The organism is Trinickia sp. HAY1-2D (assembly GCF_056754935.1).
Genome location: NZ_JBPGWX010000002.1, coordinates 928,558 through 947,000, shown reverse-complemented (window position 1 = coordinate 947,000; position 18,443 = coordinate 928,558). Strand labels below are relative to the sequence as shown.

Annotated in this window: 16 protein-coding genes; 3 read left to right on the top strand and 13 right to left on the bottom strand. The window is 59.1% G+C overall.

The features are described 5' to 3' along the window. The first annotated feature begins 116 nt into the window (after positions 1-116). The gene (locus tag ACR9ZC_RS11300) at positions 117-1,352 is read left to right on the top strand and encodes a class I SAM-dependent methyltransferase (protein WP_481580340.1); all 1,236 of its coding nucleotides are present in this window, start codon (positions 117-119) and stop codon (positions 1,350-1,352) included. On the opposite strand, the gene ACR9ZC_RS11295 is transcribed toward ACR9ZC_RS11300, so the two are convergent. From ACR9ZC_RS11295 to rfbB, 12 genes are all read right to left on the bottom strand, one after another. Further along, positions 1,309-2,853, bottom strand: a complete 1,545-nt coding sequence (locus ACR9ZC_RS11295; protein WP_481580339.1) for a hypothetical protein — start codon at positions 2,851-2,853, stop codon at positions 1,309-1,311. The two genes, ACR9ZC_RS11300 and ACR9ZC_RS11295, sit on opposite strands and share 44 nt — an antisense overlap. Then, positions 2,846-3,829, bottom strand: coding sequence for a class I SAM-dependent methyltransferase (locus tag ACR9ZC_RS11290; RefSeq protein WP_481580338.1), 984 nt, complete (start codon positions 3,827-3,829; stop codon positions 2,846-2,848). Before ACR9ZC_RS11290 ends, ACR9ZC_RS11295 begins: the two co-directional genes overlap by 8 nt. Positions 3,830-3,949: 120 nt before the next feature. Continuing rightward, entirely contained in the window at positions 3,950-6,535 is a 2,586-nt protein-coding gene (locus tag ACR9ZC_RS11285) for a glycosyltransferase family 4 protein (protein WP_481580337.1), read from the bottom strand. An 18-nt stretch (positions 6,536-6,553) separates the two neighbouring features. Next, positions 6,554-7,882 (bottom strand): class I SAM-dependent methyltransferase, encoded by a 1,329-nt coding sequence (locus ACR9ZC_RS11280; protein ID WP_481580336.1) that lies wholly within the window; start codon positions 7,880-7,882, stop codon positions 6,554-6,556. A gap of 15 nt (positions 7,883-7,897) precedes the next feature. Beyond that, entirely contained in the window at positions 7,898-9,127 is a 1,230-nt protein-coding gene (locus tag ACR9ZC_RS11275; protein ID WP_481580335.1) for an ABC transporter ATP-binding protein, read from the bottom strand. Between the two features lie 125 nt (positions 9,128-9,252). Next, positions 9,253-10,287 (bottom strand): GDP-mannose 4,6-dehydratase, encoded by a 1,035-nt coding sequence (gene gmd, locus ACR9ZC_RS11270; RefSeq protein WP_481580334.1) that lies wholly within the window; start codon positions 10,285-10,287, stop codon positions 9,253-9,255. A 171-nt stretch (positions 10,288-10,458) separates the two neighbouring features. Next, positions 10,459-11,253: an ABC transporter permease gene (locus ACR9ZC_RS11265; RefSeq protein ID WP_331572999.1), complete on the bottom strand. Its 795-nt coding sequence runs from the start codon at positions 11,251-11,253 to the stop codon at positions 10,459-10,461. Between the two features lie 36 nt (positions 11,254-11,289). Then, positions 11,290-12,201 carry a dTDP-4-dehydrorhamnose reductase gene (gene rfbD, locus ACR9ZC_RS11260; RefSeq protein WP_481580333.1) on the bottom strand — a complete coding sequence of 304 codons (912 nt, stop codon included), beginning with the start codon at positions 12,199-12,201 and terminating at the stop codon, positions 11,290-11,292. Between the two features lie 202 nt (positions 12,202-12,403). After that, positions 12,404-13,330, bottom strand: a complete 927-nt coding sequence (locus ACR9ZC_RS11255; protein ID WP_481580332.1) for an NAD-dependent epimerase/dehydratase family protein — start codon at positions 13,328-13,330, stop codon at positions 12,404-12,406. Positions 13,331-13,363: 33 nt separating this feature from the next. Further along, a complete protein-coding gene (gene rfbC, locus ACR9ZC_RS11250; RefSeq protein ID WP_481580331.1) occupies positions 13,364-13,915 on the bottom strand; it encodes a dTDP-4-dehydrorhamnose 3,5-epimerase in 552 nt (183 codons plus the stop codon). Further along, complete coding sequence (rfbA, locus tag ACR9ZC_RS11245) at positions 13,912-14,793, bottom strand: glucose-1-phosphate thymidylyltransferase RfbA (protein ID WP_481580330.1); 882 nt, start codon at positions 14,791-14,793, stop codon at positions 13,912-13,914. Before rfbA ends, rfbC begins: the two co-directional genes overlap by 4 nt. Positions 14,794-14,803: 10 nt before the next feature. Further along, on the bottom strand, positions 14,804-15,865 hold the full coding sequence (rfbB, locus tag ACR9ZC_RS11240) for a dTDP-glucose 4,6-dehydratase (protein WP_481580329.1): 1,062 nt from the start codon (positions 15,863-15,865) through the stop codon (positions 14,804-14,806). A 213-nt stretch (positions 15,866-16,078) separates the two neighbouring features. On the opposite strand from rfbB, the gene ACR9ZC_RS11235 reads away from it, so the two are divergent. Both ACR9ZC_RS11235 and cysC read left to right on the top strand, forming a co-directional pair. Then, complete coding sequence (locus tag ACR9ZC_RS11235; RefSeq protein ID WP_481582647.1) at positions 16,079-16,924, top strand: symmetrical bis(5'-nucleosyl)-tetraphosphatase; 846 nt, start codon at positions 16,079-16,081, stop codon at positions 16,922-16,924. A gap of 156 nt (positions 16,925-17,080) precedes the next feature. Further along, positions 17,081-17,635, top strand: coding sequence for an adenylyl-sulfate kinase (gene cysC / locus ACR9ZC_RS11230; protein ID WP_481582646.1), 555 nt, complete (start codon positions 17,081-17,083; stop codon positions 17,633-17,635). Here cysC and ACR9ZC_RS11225 read toward each other — a convergent pair. Further along, the gene (locus tag ACR9ZC_RS11225) at positions 17,632-18,438 is read right to left on the bottom strand and encodes a lysophospholipid acyltransferase family protein (RefSeq protein WP_481580328.1); all 807 of its coding nucleotides are present in this window, start codon (positions 18,436-18,438) and stop codon (positions 17,632-17,634) included. The genes cysC and ACR9ZC_RS11225 overlap by 4 nt on opposite strands. Between the last annotated feature and the right edge of the window lie 5 nt (positions 18,439-18,443).

Genomic DNA, 18,443 nt, shown 5'->3' with positions numbered 1-18,443 from the left:
AATATCCTGGGGGCTCGGCATTTATGTTGTCGCCTGCGGCGAGGGTGCCAACGATGAGGAGACACCGGGACTCTGAAGACGGAGTAACATCATTGGCGTCCATGAGAGAGGGCACGATGCAGACGATTACCACATTGGAAGAGCTGGACGCCAAGATTGCGGAATGCAACGCAGCTACGTCGGATCAAGAACTACGCAGTATTTTCCTTTCGTTCCGCATGGAACCGAAAGGAGTCCCCGACGACCCCTTCAGCGACGAGTACGCGAGATACCAGAAGAAACTTTACTCCTCCATCGCCGGCAAGCCGTACTCGTTGGAGAATGAGTCTCATAAGTTTGACGTCGACGCGCTCGTCAAGAATCCTTTTCCTTACAACACCCGGAACACCGAAACGATTGGCAACCAGCTTCTCGCTATCGGATCCCTCATCCGAGCGATGCGTGTACCCCCCGGGGGCCGTATTCTCGAATTTGGGCCTGGGTGGGGAAACACGAGCCTTGCATTAGCTCAGGCTGGCTTCGACATAACTGCGGTGGACATCGAGGAACGATATTGTCGCCTGCTGCGCGCCAGGGCGGACCGCCTCGGCGTACCGATCAATATCGTCAATTCCGATTTCATGTGGGTCGAAACGATTGATGATCCATACGACGCCGTCATTTTCTATGAGTCCTTTCACCACTGCGACGACCATCTCCGACTCCTCCGGGCGCTGCAGAAGGCTGTGAACCACGACGGACGCATCTATTTCGGCGGGGAGCCTATAGAGCAGAATTTTCCGATGCCGTGGGGAATTCGCCTTGCCGGGGAAGCGCTGTGGGCCATCAGGAAATACGGATGGCTCGAACTTGGCTTCAGCGAAGAGTATTTCCGGCATGCGCTACTCTCGACGGGCTGGGTGGGTACAAAACACGACTCGACCGCGCATGCGGCGGCAATCGTCTGGGAGGCGCAGCGGTTTGACACGAGCCGGTTATCGACGCCAGCGGGAGATGTAATGATCGGCTCGACCGTCGGACAGAAGGAAGGTCAGTCGCTCAAGCTCAATGGCGCCTCAAACGGATGGGGATTTTTCGGTCCATATTGTGCCCTGCCAGCAGGACGATGGGTGGCCCGAGCCAATCTCTCCGCGAAGTCACGGCCGTCCGGACAAGCAACGATCGACATATGCGTGTCCAAGGATGCAAGAACGATCACCTCGTCGACCGCCGACTTTTCGCGGGAAAAAATCGAGGCAATCGAGTTGCCCTTCCTATTGGAACGCCCCACGTCGGACATACAGATGAGACTGTTTTGTCATAATGACGTTAGTCTCGAATTGCTGTCGATCGAATTCCGTCCGCTGGAATGAGGGACCACCCGTGATTGTTGCCCCGTTGGAGAACGAAGTAGTTTGGAGATTGCGACGGAAGAACGTGCAGGAAGCCAAACGTCTGCTCCCCCGATACAACGACCCGCTTCTGGATGATCTGATAGATCAGGTCTCCCCCAAGCCACGCTGGCAAGCCAGGGGTATCGATGATATCGCCGTCCTTGACCGAGTCCATCAATCCGTTGCGCATAGCCGACGCGAGCGACACTTGGTCGTTCCAGAATCCCGCATCGAGGATGTCACGGGTGTGCTGGTTAACGATCACATTCATCGGCACGAGTATGGCGACGACGATGGCGATCGAGACGCGCGCGACTATCGATGTGCCAATCAACTCGATCCCCCGGGCGAGAAAAAAGGCAACGCCGAAATACTGCAAGTACACCGGTAGGTATCCCACGCCCCAGATCACCTCTTTCTGGTATCTCGATGAGAGTGCAACCATTACCGCAGGAAGGAAAATCAACGCCCCGAAGCACACGTATGAAAACGAGGCGAGACGCGGCACGGCGCGTTTCTCTCCGGTTGAGAACCACGCTAGGGCAAACGTCACGGCGGCAAGCAGCCATTTCCGAGGGTCCCCAAGGAACGTCGAGACGACTTGATCATAAGGAAGTTGCCACCATCCACGGAAGGCATAGAAGCTACCCGGCAGTCCCGCGATCAGTTGTTTTGCGAGCGTCATCGCGAACATCGATACGGACCCAGGAGCGGTGCCCGTGTATAGCGCCACCGCGTGACACTTCACAGCGATCTGTATCGCCGCAACGAGCACCAACGGGATCGCCACGAGCCACAATGCCGATCGCCGACAAGCGATACGCTTTCGTTCAACAAAAATGAACGCGAGCGCAATCGGGAAATACAGCACATTAAGCTCGTAAATAAATGTTGATGCAAGCGCGATCGCAGACGACGCTGCCAGCCAACTCGCCCGTCCTGTTTCTCGCCATTTCACCAACAACAGCATGCACACCGATAGCTCGATACCCAGGCTCGGATAAAGAGTGGAGAAGGATCCGACAGGATCGAAAAAATCCCTGATTTGCAATTGAAGGCCAACAACAAGCATTGCAAAAGCAATTACAAGCCTCGCACTTGCCCCGAGTTTCCTCAATAGCCACGCGAACAGCGCCACGTTGATCAAGACCAATCCAATATCGATCGACTTGACCACTGCCGGCGCATGAATATAATAGAAGAACGGGTATATCTGGGCGTAAGCACCGAGTATACGACCAGATTGCAAGCTGAGCACAACCATTCTCCAAGAAAAATCAGAGATGGTTATCCCATGGCGATGGACCAAACCCCACGTCTGCCAATTCGCAACATCGTCGTACCAGAAACCAGATTTTATGTACGGTTCGAACGAGAGGTATGAAAAAGTCAAAAAGACGACGACAATCGCCATCCCGCCTACATTCTTTTTCGTCAATTTCCGCCCCATCCGCCCACGAAGCGCTTGCGACTTATTCATCCAACTCGGACTGCGGATATGACCGATACAGCCATTTTGGCCGTTTTACACCACCTTGACCTTTGTTTTTCGCTCGGATGAATATGTATTGCCCTAAGTCGTGTCGCCTGAAATCCACCAAGCCCCCGAATTTATTCACATCAGTAAAATTACCTGCCAAATTTTCGTGCACGTCGGCCGAGAATATCTCATCAACAGAAAAACCAAGATACCCCAACAACATAAATAACTCATGCTTATTGTATTCGCGGTTATGCCGACCGTACGGGCCATGACCACTATAGGGGTCGTATATATTTACACCGGAAATAAGGCGCGCCACGTTCTCCAACCGAGCCACGTTCGGCGTGGTAAGCACGAGCGTTCCGCCAGGGCGCAATACCCTTTTTATTTCCAACAGGACCCGACAAGGATCATTCAGCAAGTGCTCAATAATTTCGCAAAATAAAACCACGTCGAACGACTGCGATTCAAAAGGAAAGGCGTCCTGCTCAATATTAAAGTGATGAAATTCCAGATCACTTGAGATGAGTCGGCGACTCGCCATCGATTCGTTATGCAAAACACATTGAGCATTAATCCCGTTGGGAAAATCAGGACTGAAATAATTTGCAAGCGTCCATTCGGCGTTTGTAAAACACCTCAAGAGCATCGTCGTGAAGTACGGATTAGCACCTAATTCAAGCCCGCGGCAACCGTCGCCCGAACCGGCTAATGCTCGGCGCACCAACCCATATGTGTGAACGAATCGCTCAAAGTCCTGAATGCAGTACTCGCGGATAGACTCCGGCGCTTGCGCCTCACGAACAGACTTCAACCAATCAAATAGTTCATCCTTGGTCGTGCCCTCTGGCAAAGGCAAGGGAGGACGAAGTGGAAATGAGTCGATCGTGTACTCGTTATCCGTTTTCTTGGAGAGTTGAAGAGGCGGCGCTACCGCCTTTTCAATCTCGTTTCTGCGCCTCAGCATGAACATATACTCTCCTGTACCAAAGCGGCGAGCGTGAGGTCGCCTAGGGGGATGAGCAATGCAGCTAGCAGGGTTCTCTGCCCGCTTAGCGTCCTGGTCCGACATTCGTGTGCAGTACTTCAACCGCTAGTCGACGCAGACACACGAGCGCCAACTTTTGTACCACTTGTTTTCGAAAAGTATGTCTTTCACTTGATCCGCGCTCTTTGCCCACCTCAACCATGCCATCCCGGTCGACGGCGGCATAGTGCCGGTTTCACGCAGCCGCAGTGATTCTCGCACACATTGCGCGAGTGTATCCGCACTTTCGCCGTCAAAATAAAGCGCATGCTCAGCTGCAACTTCGCGGAAAACCGGAATATCGCGAGCAATAATGGGCAGGCCCTTCTGTGCGGCTTCGATAAGCGGCAGGCCGAACCCCTCCCCCTTCGACGCGACGATCAGGCATGTCGCTGCTCCATAGATCTGATCCAGGTACTCATCGCTCGCCCCATCGATCCACAGAAAGCGTTTGCCGGCCTCGGGGTGCTCGCGGAGCATGCGGTCGAAGCCATTCAAGCCCCACCCTGCCTTGCCCACCACCACGAGATTGACGTCAATACCGGCAGCCCAGAGTGCATCGAATGCGGCTATCGCCTGATCGTGCCCCTTCCGTGGCTCTACCGTCCCCACCATGAGGAACGTCGGCTTCGAACGCATCGCCGCCAACAGTTGAGGCGCATTGTCAGGCAACCCTTTCGAAGGCTGGCTGTTTTCAATGTCAGCCCCAAGATGAAAGTACCCCAGCTTCAGTTCACGCAGACGTTCGATCCCAGCCGAGTCGAGCCAGTCCTCCAGATCATCCGCGACCGCACGCGAAATGCCGATCAAGCCATCGGAAACCGTAGCGATAGTTTTGAGCCAAGGCGGAAAACAGCCGGCAATGCCCTCATGGAACCACTCGGGGCGTCTTACCGGCAAGAGATCGTAGACAACGAAGTAAATGTGCACTCCTCGCCGCCGCTGTTTGAGAAACCACCGCTCGGCTTGAGGTATGCGGTCTGCCACCAGATCGAGACCGAAAAACACGTCGCCAGACTGCGTATCGACCCAGTCATCGCCCTCTGTCGGCGCGTCCGATGCAAAATCGAGCCCACGCCAAAACTCATTGGCGTATCGGTAGCCCATCGTCGAGCGCTCCAGTCTCACGGGCCGCACCTTCCACCCCGTGGGGGCAGCGGTCATCAGTTGGCGAAGGATCGCTCGCGTGACCCGCTGAATGCCAGATTTTGCATCGACTTCGGACAGCACCGATACATCGACCAACAACTGACGGTCCCGGTTGGTACGCTGGTTCGCCGCAATGGCATCCGCAGCCGCGATGTAGTCCAATCCCATCGCGGAGGCATCGAGTTTTCTAAGTGCCTCGATCAATCGATGGTAACGATTGTCGGCCGATTCGCGACTATGGTGCAGGTTGGCCGTCGCACTTTCCGCCGCGCTAATGCCGGCACTCCGCGCCTCGACCGCCGCTTCGAATGCCCGTACCGCCCTACGCCCCGTCTCATCCCACGAGAAACGGTTCGCGCGCGCGATCGCATCTTCTCGCAACGACGCCGCGAATTCATCATCGGTCAACGCCCGACGCATCATCGATGTCATCTGAGAGACGTTGAGCGGGTCGAACAATGCGTCGTTCCGCGCGATGACTTCAGGGATGCTCGTGGTATTCGAGCCGATCACGGCGGCACCGGCCGCCATCGCCTCGAGCGCCGGAAGACCGAAACCCTCGTGGAGCGAAGGGAAAACAAACAACCGGCACTGATTGTAGAGCGCTACGAGATCGTCGTCGGGAATATAACTGCCCAGCACCATCTCGTCATGGCGTAGTCCGTTCGCTTTCGCGATCCCGTTCAGCTTGACCGCCTGCGCTTCAGTTGCCTGACATGCGAGGAACAGCTGATGCTGATGCCGCACCTCGATCGGCAGCTTGGAATAGGCGACGATCAGTCGCTCCAGATTCTTGCGCGACTCCACGATGCCCGTCGTCATCACGAATGGGCGCTCGATCGAATACCGTTGGTATAGGTCGCGTACCGCTTGCTCAGAAAACTCGACCCGTTTGAAGATGCCCGACACACCCGACGAGATGTTAATGATCCGCTCGCCAGGAATCCCAAGCTCTCGGGACGCTTCTTCCGCACAGTACTGAGAAATGGCGAGCAGGACATCCGCCCGCTTCAAGGCATCGATCTTTCCGTAGTAATGCCGTCTGACGCCGGGATCCGCGAGATAACGCTCAGGATTGAGAAACGGGATGAGGTCATAGAGCGTAACGGCCGTAACGACATTCGCATCGAACGCCTTGACCGAGCTCGTCGATTGGTCGACATATCCCTCGAACAAGCTGCTGATATGGACCAGGTCCGGCTCCAGCTCCGCAATCGCATATTCGCGAATGAGTCGGGCCGCGGCCACGCGCCAATTGCCCAGCCCCTGATAGGGCGTCACAGATGGCATAGCAAAAACGGCGATGCGCTCGCTGGGAAGGAGCCCAGCAAACGATGCGCGAATGCTTTCTATCGAATCAGGAAAGGCATCGCTCAGGACCACCCATATTTCGTGCTGCCCTGCATTCCGAACGATCGCCTGCGCCAACGCCATGCTATACCGGCCGATCCCTCGGAACCGGCTTGCGGATTGGCAGCCTTGAAGGTCCAATACGATGCGCATAGTCGTCCTAACTTTGATTTAAGGGGTATTGCGATCTTTTGCGCCAGTCAGATCCGAATGGATCTTTCGGCCCCGGGCCGTCAAACGATCGACGGAATCGATCTCGTCGTCGACACCAGCGCCGACACCGCGAAGCGCATCGGACCCGATCACATTCACCAGGCGGGAACGCAGCGCAGGAAACTTCGTCAGAACGGCAGAGATGCGAGCCTTCAGTACCGGACGGCAGCGCACATACGCCGCAGCGTGTAAAAGAACGAGTTTGACGCGAGGCTTGACGCCGGACGGCGACAGCCCAACCTTCCGAAGCGCTTGCCCGCCGATCCGCAGGGGCGCGGAGAGCCGCCAACTGCTGCTGCTATACATTGCATTGATGTGATCCTGCAACCTCAGAATCTCCATCTCGGCCGTTGCCGCACGCTGTTCGATCTTGAACCTCTCGGCTTCCGCTCGGCGTTCCGCTTCGCTCAGCCTGAGCTCAAGTTCACGGATTTGAATCTCCGCTTGATACGCGCGCTCCTGCCATCTGCGCATTTCGGCCTGAGCCTCCACAACGGTCAGATTCAGCAGCTCCATGCTCCCCTCTTCGCTTTTGGATACAGCGAGCGAGGACCCGCTCACCAACGCCTGTGCAGCTTGCTCGAGCCCTGAGTCGCGCCGTTTGAATGCAATCACCGCATAGTCAGGTGCTTGCATCAAATTGTCGTCGATCGTCGAGACAACTTTGTTAATAATCGTTGCTCCAGCCAGCTCGGCAGGCATCAACTCCAGATCGCGCTGAAGCGCACCGCGGTTGACTGGAACAACCACAACGCTCTCGAACCCGGAATACTCGGCCGCAAAGCTTAGGAGTACCGAGGGAATCGGCCGCTCATGGGTCGGATCGATATAGAAATTGCATGCGCCGACCACCAAGTTCGCTGGGTTCGGCGTCTCGAGAAGAATCGCGCCGCCTTCGTCGACAACGCGATACGCCTCTTTCAGAAACGCCAGCAAGTTATCGAAGCCCAAATGCTCGACCACGTGGAACGCGCTAAGCAGGCTGTACGTGTTCTCGGCTTGCGCAGCCAGGAACTGCATTGCATCGGCCTTTCGCACGATCAACCCAGCAGCCCGCCCCGCGTCGACGAATTCCTCGTTGAGGTCTATCCCCTCAGCAGGAACGCCGCTTTCTTTCAACAACTCGAGCCACTCACCCCGCCCGCATCCCACGTCGAGCACTTGCTTGGGCACCTTTGCATGCAGCGCCTCGACGACCGGCAAATAAACGCTCTGCCGCGCCTTGATCGTCTCCCGGCTTCCCCGAAAGCGATCTTCGAGCGCCCGGTAAAAATCGTCTGACAGCATAGGTCCCCGAATTTTCTATAGTTGATAGTTCACGGTGCTCACTTCCGGCTCCATCCAAGCGCAGCCGACAAATTTCTTTTTCGACATATTGAGCACCTGGAAAACGATCGCATGATCGCGCCACTCGTAATTCTTTTCGACGTGGGTAGCGCCGGCGTGCAACGCCACGGCGATCGAATAATTCCCTTCACCGAGGTTCGCGGTGAACGCAAACCGGTACTTGATGCGCTCGCCCGCAGCATACGCTGAACGCGCGTGCGCAAGAAAACTGGTATTGGTGCCGAATATCGGCTGACCGAGCCGGTCCTTGATCGCATATCCGAGCACGAGGTCGGGCACGTTCTCGTGAACGCAAACATCCACCTCCAGCGCCACGTGACTCCCCACATCGATCACCTCGACGCTCTTGCCGTCGGCATCGACGAGACGAATGGCGTCGACCGTGGCCTCGCCGGAGCCCGAGACGGTTCGCGTCTTGCCATCCTCGCCGCGCACCTGCTTGACGGTTTTGCCTTCGCGGTCCGCCAACAGCGCGTTGTAGTAATCGAAAATCTCTTCGGGCTCGCCCTGCTTTTCCAGGCGTCCCTCGTTCAACAAAATGGCGCGATCGCAAATCGACTGAATCGCCGTCTTGTCGTGCGAGACGATCATCAGCGTCGTGCCCTGCTCGCGATAGGAGCGGATGCGATCGAAGCTCTTGTGCTGGAAGTAGGCATCGCCGACAGACAACGCTTCATCCACGATGAGAATGTCGGGGCGGCGGAACGTGGCCACGCTGAATGCAAGGCGCATCTGCATGCCGCTCGAATAGACCCGCACCGGTTGATCGATGGCATCGCCAATTTCAGCGAACGCCTCGATCGCCGGCATATTCGCCATGATCTCTTCAACCGGATGACCGAGCAGTTGCCCTGCCATGATGACGTTCTGGCGGCCCGTGAAGTCGGGATGAAAACCCATCCCCAACTCGAGCATCGCCGCAACGCGTCCGTGGACGCTGATGCTGCCGCGCGTGGGCTGCGTCGTGCCGGTAATCATTTTCAGCAACGTGCTCTTGCCCGCGCCATTGATACCGACGATGCCCACGGCCTCGCCCTGCTTCACGTCAAAGCTGACATCGCGCAATATCCATTTGAGCTGATGCCTGACGGCATGCCCCGGCGCGACCCATTCGAGCAACCGCCCGAAACGCGACGAATATTGCTTGTAGGCCTTGCTGACGTTTTGTACGGAAATACTACCCATGAGATCGGGTCCGCGGTTACGAGTCGAAGCGTTGGACGCTGTGAGGAAAAGGCCCGGCCTCTTCTCGGCCAGGCTCGAATCGGCGCGGGCTCGAGGGCGCCGAAACGCCCTCTCGCTTCATCCGGTCAGAACGAGAAGCCGGCTTCGTTTCGACGCAGATCGGCTTGCACCATCATCTTGCACAGTTCTTCGAGCGACGTCTTCGGCTCCCAGCCAAGCTTGGCCTTTGCCTTCGCCGGATCGCCGATCAGCAGCTCGACTTCGGCCGGCCGGTAGAACTTCGGGTTCACGCGCACGAGTACCTTGCCATTGGCAACGTCGACGCCTTCCTCTTTATCGCCTTCGCCGCGCCACTTCAATTCGGTACCGACTGCCTTGAATGCCATCGAGACGAAATCGCGCACGGTCTCCGTCCGATTGGTGGCCAGCACGAACGTATCGGGTTCGTCAGCCTGCAGCATGCGCCACATGCCCTCGACATACTCTTTTGCGAAACCCCAATCGCGCTTGGCGTCGAGGTTGCCCAGCTCGAGTACGTCGAGCTTGCCGAGCGAAATCTTCGCCGCCGAATCGGTAATCTTGCGCGTGACGAATTCGCGCCCACGCAGCGGCGATTCGTGATTGAACAAGATGCCGCTCGATCCGAAAATGTCGTACGACTCGCGGTAATTCACGGTGATCCAGTGGGCATACAGCTTGGCCACACCATAGGGGCTGCGCGGATAAAACGGCGTGTCTTCCTTTTGCGGAACGGCCTGCACCTTACCGAACATTTCAGACGTCGATGCTTGATAGAAGCGAATCGAGCGGTCAACGATACGAATGGCTTCGAGCAGATTCAAGGCGCCAACGCCGGTGATCTGCGCCGTCGTGCCGGGCTGATCGAACGAGACGCCGACGAAGCTTTGCGCAGCGAGGTTGTAGACTTCTCGCGGCTTCGCCATTTCGATGAGGCGAATGGAGGCGCCGAGATCGGTCAGATCGTGTTCGACAAGATGCAGATTGGGGTGATCGAGAACGCCCACCTCTTCCATGCGCCAGAAGTTCACCGAGCTCGTACGCCGGTACGTGCCAAAGACTTCGTACCCGCGCTCGAGCAACAATTGCGTCAGATACGCACCATCTTGACCGGTGATGCCGGTTACGACTGCCCTTGTCATTCCCTCTCCTTTGGAAAGCTGATCTCCGCGCCATATTCCGCGAAGAATCATCAAAATACCGAAATCGAACGCCGCAAATTATAGCCGAGCGCTCCTTGCCAAAAACGCTCAAAGCCAGCGGCTCGCCGCAACGGCGCCTATCGCGCGCATATTGCGCGCACAACGGACGCACTACAGCTCGTCGACCATTTCCGCCGCATGCCGCCGAAAAAGATGCATTCCAAGCAGGCAAAACAGCACACCGAGCACAAAGACAGGCCACACGAGCGACCAGTCGGGCCAAAGGCGGTTCACGAAGATCGTCTGGTATCCCTCGATCAATCGCGCCATCGGGTTGAGCCGGATCAATGGTCTGACCTGCTCCGGCAGCGCATGCCACGGATAGACAACGGGCGTGAACCAGAACCAGAACTGCAGAAGAATGCCCATGAATTGACCGACGTCGCGGAAAAAAACGTTGAGCACCCCCAACGTGATACCGAGCCCGATGCTGAAAAGGACCTGCGTCAACAGCAGCGGCACGAGGCCCACGAATACGACGCCCGGAAAGTTTCCCGTGACGATAAGAAAAACCAAAAAGAGGCCGAAGATGATCGCGAAGTTCATCAGCGCGGAACACGTGACGATCACGGGCAGCACGATGCGAGGGAAGCTGAGCTTTTTCAGCAGATTGGCATTGTCGACGAAGACGCTTTGCGCGCGCGAAACGATCTCGGCGAAAAGCCCCCACGTCAATACGCCCGCACAAAGGTAAATGCTGTAGCCGAACGTGCTCTGCACGCCCGGCAGCCTCGACTTCATCACCTCCGAAAACACGACCGTATACACGACGATCAACGCCAACGGTTGCAGCACGAGCCACAACGCGCCGAGCATGCTCGTGCGATAACGTGTCTGGAATTCGCGTTTCACGCTGCCGACGACAAAGCCCCTGTATCGCAGCAGCGCATTCAACAATGCAGCCAATTTATCTTCCTCGATGTTTCGTGCCGATGCCCGGCCTCACCACGATTGCCGGTCCTGCAAGCAGAGCGATAAAGCGTCCCGCCAATGCGGTGGCCGAATTCCAAACGCCGCGGCCAACTTCGCATTGGAAAGCCGCGAGTTGGCGGGCCGCCGCGCCGGCGTCGGGTATTCGCTCGCCGAAATCGGTACGACCTTCGGCGCCTTCTCGGGCGAGGCAAGCTCGAAAATCGCCCGCGCGAATTCCGCCCACGAGGCCTCCCCGCTCGCGCTCAGATGGTACGTGCCGCTGCGCGCGGACCACCATTGCGCCCGCGCTTCAGGCGCCACTGCCATGGCCTGGGCAACGATATGCGCCGTCAGTGTCGCGATCGTACGCGACCACGTCGGGGCGCCGCGTTGATCGTCGACGATGCGCAGCTCGTCGCGCTCTTCGCCCAGGCGCAGCATCGTCTTCATAAAATTGCGCCCGCGCGCGCCATAGACCCAGCTCGTACGCAAAATCAGATGCGCGGCGCCAGCCTGCTCGATGGCGCGCTCGCCGGCCAATTTGCTCGCACCGTAGACATTCAACGGGCCGGGCGCGTCGTCTTCTTCATAGGCCCCTTGCTTCGCGCCATCGAAGACATAGTCCGTCGAATAATGGATCAGCGGCACGCCCATCGCATGGGCCGCCGCAGCCAATACACCAGGCGCATGCGCATTGATGCGCATTGCGGTATCGACATCGCTCTCGGCCTGATCGACAGCGGTATAGGCACCCGGGTTGACGATCAGCGAAGGCCGGATCTCATCGAGCGCCGCCTCGGTCGAACGCACATCGGCGAGATCGAGTGCATAGCGCCGCGGCGCGATCACCGTTCCCAGCCCCTGAAGCGTGCGCACGAGCTCGAAGCCTACTTGCCCCGACGCGCCGGTAACGAGAATGATCGGTTGGTTCGAATCGGACATGAACGAGTGCACCCCGAGGACAGATACCGGACAGATGCCAGCCGACGAAAGCGCCACGACGCGAGGACACGAGATTATAGAAGCACACGGGGGGTAACCGAAGGTGCCTAACAATCTGAAACACCGCAATCGGGTGAATTTTGCCGACCCAGGGCCGCGGCAAGGTACAAATTGCCGCTCCACCGCCTACTTTTGGCTGCGCTCAGTGATGCTCGCGTTGAACCATCCAACGAATGGTATCGGCGAATTCGATAGGTTCGACATCCGGAACCAGTTGCCGCAGCTTCTCGGCCGAGCCGATCAGCATTTTGACCTCGTTATCCCGAACGAATGCGCGGTTCACTCGGATGTCGAGATCGTGATGCGAGGCTTCCCGCACCATGTCGATGACCTGATGCAGCGTGTACGCGCGCTCGCTGCAGACATTCACGACCTCACCGGCCGCCTTGCCGGCCAACAGCGAGCGATAGATGCTGGCCACCATCCGCACGTCGGAGAAATCCCGCGCCACGTCGAGGTTACCCAACTCGATGAACGGCCTGCGCTGCACGAAGTGCGAAACGATCTTCGGCACGAGAAAGCGCGGCTCCTGCCCGCGTCCCGTGTAGTTGAACGGCCGCGTGACAACGATGGGCAAGCGGTCGAACCAGGTCCGCACCAGGTGCTCCATCGCAAGCTTGCTGGCCGCATAGTGGTTCACCGGCGCGGGTGCAACGCTCTCGTCCACCACGCCCGCGGCGTTGCCGTAGACGTTCGCGCTGCTGGCGACGAGAACCTTCTCCGGGTGGCATCCCACGTCGACGCAGGCTTGCAGCAGGTTCAGCGTGCCGAGCACGTTGACGCGATACATGTCGAGCGCGTCGTCATGCGCCACGAAACTGATCGCGGCCAGATGCACGAGATGCGTGGGCCGCACTTCGCCAATCACGCGGCGGCAATCGTGCAGCGACGAAATATCGAGCAGATGCTCGTGCGCACCGGCCGTTTCGCCGCGCGCCAGCGTGCCGATCACCTCGTAGCCGGCGCGCTCGAGTTCGTTGCGGACATAGACGCCCGTAAAGCCGCGAGCGCCGGTCAGCAACACACGCCGACGCCCTGGCTGAGAAGAAGATTCCAATCCAACACCCATCTTAGATTTCGATTTTTTTACGAACCCGTTCGCTCACTCGAACAGGTCGGCATCGGCCAATAACCGGCCGGCGGCATCCTTGGCGGCCAGGATCGGCTCGAACTCGATCGGCCATTCGATGCCGACGCTCGGATCGTTCCAAAGCAGGCAGCGCTCGAACTCCGGATACCAATAATCGGTCGTCTTGTAGAGAAACTGCGCGGACTCGGACAGTACCACGAAGCCGTGCGCGAAGCCGGGCGGGATCCACAACTGCCGATGGTTCTCGGCCGACAACGTGATGCCCTCCCACTTGCCGAACGTAGGCGACGAGCGACGCAGGTCGACGGCCACGTCGAACACCTCGCCTTCCGTGACACGCACGAGCTTGCCCTGCGCATGCGCGATCTGATAATGCAGGCCGCGCAGCACGCCCTTGGCGGAACGCGAGTGATTGTCCTGTACGAACGTCACGCCGTCTTGCACGTGTTGCGCAAACTCGCGAGCGTTGAAGCTCTCGAAAAAGAAGCCGCGCGTATCGCCGAACACCTTGGGCTCGATGAGCTTCACGCCGTCGAGCGGCATCGAGGTCACTTGAATTGTCATGCGATCTGGTCGGTGAGAAGGCCCGTCAAATACGCGCCGTAGCTGCTCTTGCAAAGCGGCTTCGCAAGCCTCAGCAGTTGCTCGGCATCGATCCAGTTGCGGCGATAGGCGATTTCCTCGGGGCAAGCCACCATCAGCCCCTGCCGCTTTTGCAGCGTGGCAATGAAGCTGGCCGCTTCGATCAGCGAATCGTGCGTGCCCGTATCGAGCCACGCATAGCCGCGCCCCATGATCTCGACGTCGAGCTTGCCCGCTTGCAGATAATGCGAGTTCACATCGGTGATCTCGAGCTCGCCGCGCGCCGAGGGCTTGATGCTCTTCGCAATCTCGCACACGTGCTCGTCATAGAAGTAAAGCCCCGTTACGGCGTAGTTCGAGCGCGGCTGCGCGGGCTTCTCTTCGATCGATAGCGCGCGGAATGCCGAATCGAATTCGACGACGCCATACCGCTCCGGATCCTGCACGTGATACGCGAAAACCGTTGCGCCCGAGGTCCGCGCGTCGGCGCGTTCGAGCTGGCTGACCAGATCGTGGCCGTAGAAGATGTTGTCGCCCAGTATCAGCGTCGACGGCTTGCCATCGACAAAGTCCTTGCCGATGACGAACGCCTGCGCCAAACCGTCCGGGCTCGGCTGCACCGCGTATTGCAGGTTCATCCCCCACTGGCTGCCGTCGCCCAGCATCGCCTCGAAACGCGGCGTGTCCTGCGGCGTCGAGATGATCAGGACTTCGCGAATCCCGGAGACCATCAACGTGGACAATGGGTAGTAGATCATCGGCTTGTCGTATACCGGCAGCAGCTGTTTCGACACCGCATGGGTAATCGGATAGAGCCGCGTGCCGGAGCCGCCCGCTAGGATGATGCCTTTGCGCGCCATGGAGGCTCCTTCAGTCGCGTTTTGCATAGTTCGTTTCGAGCCACTTCCGGTAATCGCCGGAGGCCACTTCGCTCACCCAGGCCGCGTTGTCGAGATACCAGCGCACTGTTTTCCCCATCCCTGTCTCGAACGTCTCGGCAGGCTTCCATCCCAGCGTCCGCTCGAGCTTGCGGGCGTCGATCGCATAACGCCGGTCATGCCCCGGCCGGTCCTTCACGAACGCGATCTGCTCGCGGTACGAGCCGTGCGCTTTCGGGCGGATGCCGTCGAGCAATTCACAAATCGTCGTCACCACGTCGATGTTCGTTTTCTCGTTCCAGCCGCCGACGTTGTATGTCTCGCCGGGCTCGCCTCGCGCGAGCACCTCGCGCACGGCTGAACAATGATCGCCGACGTAAAGCCAATCACGGACGTTCTGGCCGTCGCCATACACCGGTAACGGTTTCCCGGCGAGCGCGTTGGCAATCATCAGCGGAATCAGTTTTTCGGGGAACTGGTATGGCCCGTAATTGTTCGAGCAGTTCGTCGTCAGTGTCGGCAAACCATAGGTGTGACGATAGGCGCGCACGAGATGGTCGGACCCTGCTTTGGTCGCCGAGTACGGGCTGTTCGGCGCGTAGGCGGTCGTCTCGGAAAAGGGCGGATCCGTGGGCGAAAGCGAACCGAACACCTCGTCCGTCGAAACGTGCAAAAAGCGAAAGGCCGGGCGAGCCGCATCGTCGAGCGCGGACCAGTATCGGCGCACGGCTTCGAGCAGCGTGAACGTGCCGACGACGTTCGTTTGCACGAAGTCGGCGGGGCCGTGGATCGACCGGTCGACATGGCTTTCGGCCGCGAAATGCACCACGGCACGGGGCTTGTGTTGTGCGAGCAAGCCGTCGAGCAACGCGCCGTCGCAGATATCGCCGCGCACGAAGATGTGGCCCGGGTTGTCCGCCAGCGGCGCGAGCGTGCGTAAGTTGCCCGCGTACGTCAGTTTGTCGACGTTCAGGACAGCTTCTTGCGAATCGCGCAGCCAATCCAACACGAAATTGGCGCCGATGAAACCGGCGCCGCCGGTGACCAGGATCATGGGGTTCCTCAAAATTGCGCGGCCCGCGACGCGTCAGCGGGACTTTGCGTACAATGCCCCCTCGCCGAAATTCCGTTCGACGGCTCGCTCTTTGCTGGCGGTGCGGTGATCCAAATATCGCCCGCGCCGCTGCTCAGTTTGGCCAAATAATCAGCTAATTATACGGCTGCAGGCCTGCAAGACTTTAGAGAGCCGTCCATTCCATTTGACTATCTGACCATGGACACGCTTGCCGCCCCCATTGCTTTCGGCGATCTGCAGGGATGCCTTGCACCCTTTCGCCGCCTTCTCGCCAGGCTTTCCCCGCCCGGCGATACACCGCTTTGGTTCGCCGGCGATCTCATCAACCGCGGCCCGGATTCGCTCGCCACACTACGGGAAATAGCAGGGTTCGGCGCGCGGGCGAAGGTCGTGCTCGGCAACCACGATATGCATGTGCTGGCCGTCTCGGCTGGCATACGCCGTCAGAAGGCGGACGATACGTTCGGCGATATCCTGACGGCGCCCGATGCGCAGGAGCTGCTCGACTGGCTTCGGCAGCGGCCGTTCGCTCATCTGGAGAACGGCACGCTGATGGTCCATGCGGGTGTCCTGCCGCAGTGGGACACGACGCTCGTGCTCGAACTCGCCGACGAATTGGGGCGGGCGCTGCGCGCGCCGAACTGGCAGGAAACGCTTGCGGCACTCTACGAGAAGGGGCCCAATCGCTGGTCGCCCGATCTCTCGCGCGTGGATCGGTTGCGCGTCGCCTTCAACGCGTTCACGCGCGTGCGTTTCTGCACCCCCGGCGGCGACATGGAGTTCAGTGCGAACGGCACCCTCGAAAACGGTCCGACGGGTTTTGTGCCGTGGTTCGACGCACCCGATCGCCGCACGTCGGACACCACCATCGTGTTCGGGCACTGGGCTGCGCTCGGCGTCCTCATGCGCGACAACCTGATCGGGCTCGATTCGGGCTGCGTGTGGGGCAACCGTCTGACGGCCGTCCGCCTCACGCGCGATCCGGCGGCGCGCACCGTCGCGCAAGAGGAATGCACCGATTGTAGAAACAATCGGTAACCGCGCCGCGCTTTGCGTGCCCGCAAATTTTCATAGAATGCAGTGTTTCGCAATCGAGCAGGAGTCACCTTGGAAGGCACCCCCTTTCCATCAACAGACGCATCGTCCCGCCAGATTCCGCAGAACCTGGCGAGCGTGAGCGGCGCCCCGCAGTCCATCGTTTCGTCCGGCGAGCGCGGCGGCGTCCTCTGGATGACGGGCCTCTCGGGCGCCGGCAAATCGACGCTCGCGCATGCCGTCAAGGAACGGCTCGAAGCGAGGCGCTGCATGGTAGTGGTGCTCGATGGAGACATCCTGCGTACCGGCCTGAATTCGAACCTCGGCTTCAGCCACGCCGACCGTCTGGAAAACGTCCGCCGCACCGCCGAAGTGGCCGCGCTGTTCAAAAACGCGGGATTCGTCGTGATCGGCGCGCTGATTTCGCCGGCGCGCGAGCATCGCAGTCTTGCGCGTTCGATCGTCGGCGAGCGCTTCTTCGAAGTGCACATCGCCAGCAGTCTTGCCGTATGCGAATCGCGTGATCCGAAAGGACTCTATTCACGTGCGCGACGCGGCGAGTTGCCCGAGTTCACGGGCATATCGTCGCCCTATGAGGCCCCCGTCTCGCCCGATCTGACGATCGATACGGCCGGTCTCACGATCGACGATTCGGTCGCTCGGTTCGAGGCATTCATTCAAGCGAACATCGCGCCGATGCGTTTTGCCGTTTAACGCTGATCGTATTCGGCACCCAGCGGTGCCGTATCTGAAGCGCTCGGCGCCATGGCCGGCGCCGGTTGCGATGGCTTCAATCGAACAAGACCGGCCGCCACGGCATCTCTAGCCCTCGCCGCCAGCACGCGCCTGTCCTCTACCGCTTCGATCGCGTCGCCCACATACAAGTGCGCCGTCAACGGAGCACCGCGCAAGACGGCATCGACCGATTCGCCCAGCGACATATCGCCGATATAAGCGGGCGCCGTCGATTGCCGGCCCTCGGCATCCTCGTATAAAAGGCAGATGGGCTGCACGCGGCAACCGGCCGAAACAGCCGCTTGAAACAGATTCGAGTGAAACGGCAACAAGTCGAGACCATCCGAGGTCGTGCCTTCGGGAAACATGCACATCACCTCGCCCGCTTGCAGCCGCGCCGCCATCTCGTGCATCGTGCGATGGGCGTCTCTGCGCTTTTCCCGATGCACGAAGATCGTGCCCAGTTGATGCGCGAGCCAGCCGACGATGGGCCAATGGCGCACTTCGGCCTTCGAAACGAACGGCGTCGGCCGCCACGCATTGATGACATAGATATCGAGCCACGAGACGTGGTTGCCGACCACCAGCGCACCGTGGTCGAGCCGCGCCTCGTCATGATGCACGACGAGCTTGACGCCCGCGAGCCGCAACACCTTGAGCGACCACGCGCGGATGAGCACGAGCTTGCGCTCGGGCGAGGCGTGCGGAAAGCGTGTCGCGACGATCCACATTCCGTGCAGCAGGTGCAGTCCCAGCCGGGCCTTGGCAAGCGCGAGTTTCATTCGAG

What these genes read in the sequence shown, in the direction of transcription:
- ACR9ZC_RS11300 (WP_481580340.1), top strand. Translation starts at nt 117, where the DNA reads ATGCAGACGATTACCACATTGGAAGAGCTGGACGCCAAGATTGCGGAA.
- rfbB (WP_481580329.1), bottom strand. Translation starts at nt 15,865, where the DNA reads ATGATCCTGGTCACCGGCGGCGCCGGTTTCATCGGCGCCAATTTCGTG.
- rfbD (WP_481580333.1), bottom strand. Translation starts at nt 12,201, where the DNA reads ATGTCCGATTCGAACCAACCGATCATTCTCGTTACCGGCGCGTCGGGG.
- ACR9ZC_RS11285 (WP_481580337.1), bottom strand. Translation starts at nt 6,535, where the DNA reads ATGCGCATCGTATTGGACCTTCAAGGCTGCCAATCCGCAAGCCGGTTC.
- ACR9ZC_RS11290 (WP_481580338.1), bottom strand. Translation starts at nt 3,829, where the DNA reads ATGTTCATGCTGAGGCGCAGAAACGAGATTGAAAAGGCGGTAGCGCCG.
- gmd (WP_481580334.1), bottom strand. Translation starts at nt 10,287, where the DNA reads ATGACAAGGGCAGTCGTAACCGGCATCACCGGTCAAGATGGTGCGTAT.
- ACR9ZC_RS11295 (WP_481580339.1), bottom strand. Translation starts at nt 2,853, where the DNA reads ATGAATAAGTCGCAAGCGCTTCGTGGGCGGATGGGGCGGAAATTGACG.
- ACR9ZC_RS11255 (WP_481580332.1), bottom strand. Translation starts at nt 13,330, where the DNA reads ATGGGTGTTGGATTGGAATCTTCTTCTCAGCCAGGGCGTCGGCGTGTG.
- ACR9ZC_RS11275 (WP_481580335.1), bottom strand. Translation starts at nt 9,127, where the DNA reads ATGGGTAGTATTTCCGTACAAAACGTCAGCAAGGCCTACAAGCAATAT.
- rfbA (WP_481580330.1), bottom strand. Translation starts at nt 14,793, where the DNA reads ATGGCGCGCAAAGGCATCATCCTAGCGGGCGGCTCCGGCACGCGGCTC.
- rfbC (WP_481580331.1), bottom strand. Translation starts at nt 13,915, where the DNA reads ATGACAATTCAAGTGACCTCGATGCCGCTCGACGGCGTGAAGCTCATC.
- ACR9ZC_RS11280 (WP_481580336.1), bottom strand. Translation starts at nt 7,882, where the DNA reads ATGCTGTCAGACGATTTTTACCGGGCGCTCGAAGATCGCTTTCGGGGA.
- ACR9ZC_RS11225 (WP_481580328.1), bottom strand. Translation starts at nt 18,438, where the DNA reads ATGAAACTCGCGCTTGCCAAGGCCCGGCTGGGACTGCACCTGCTGCAC.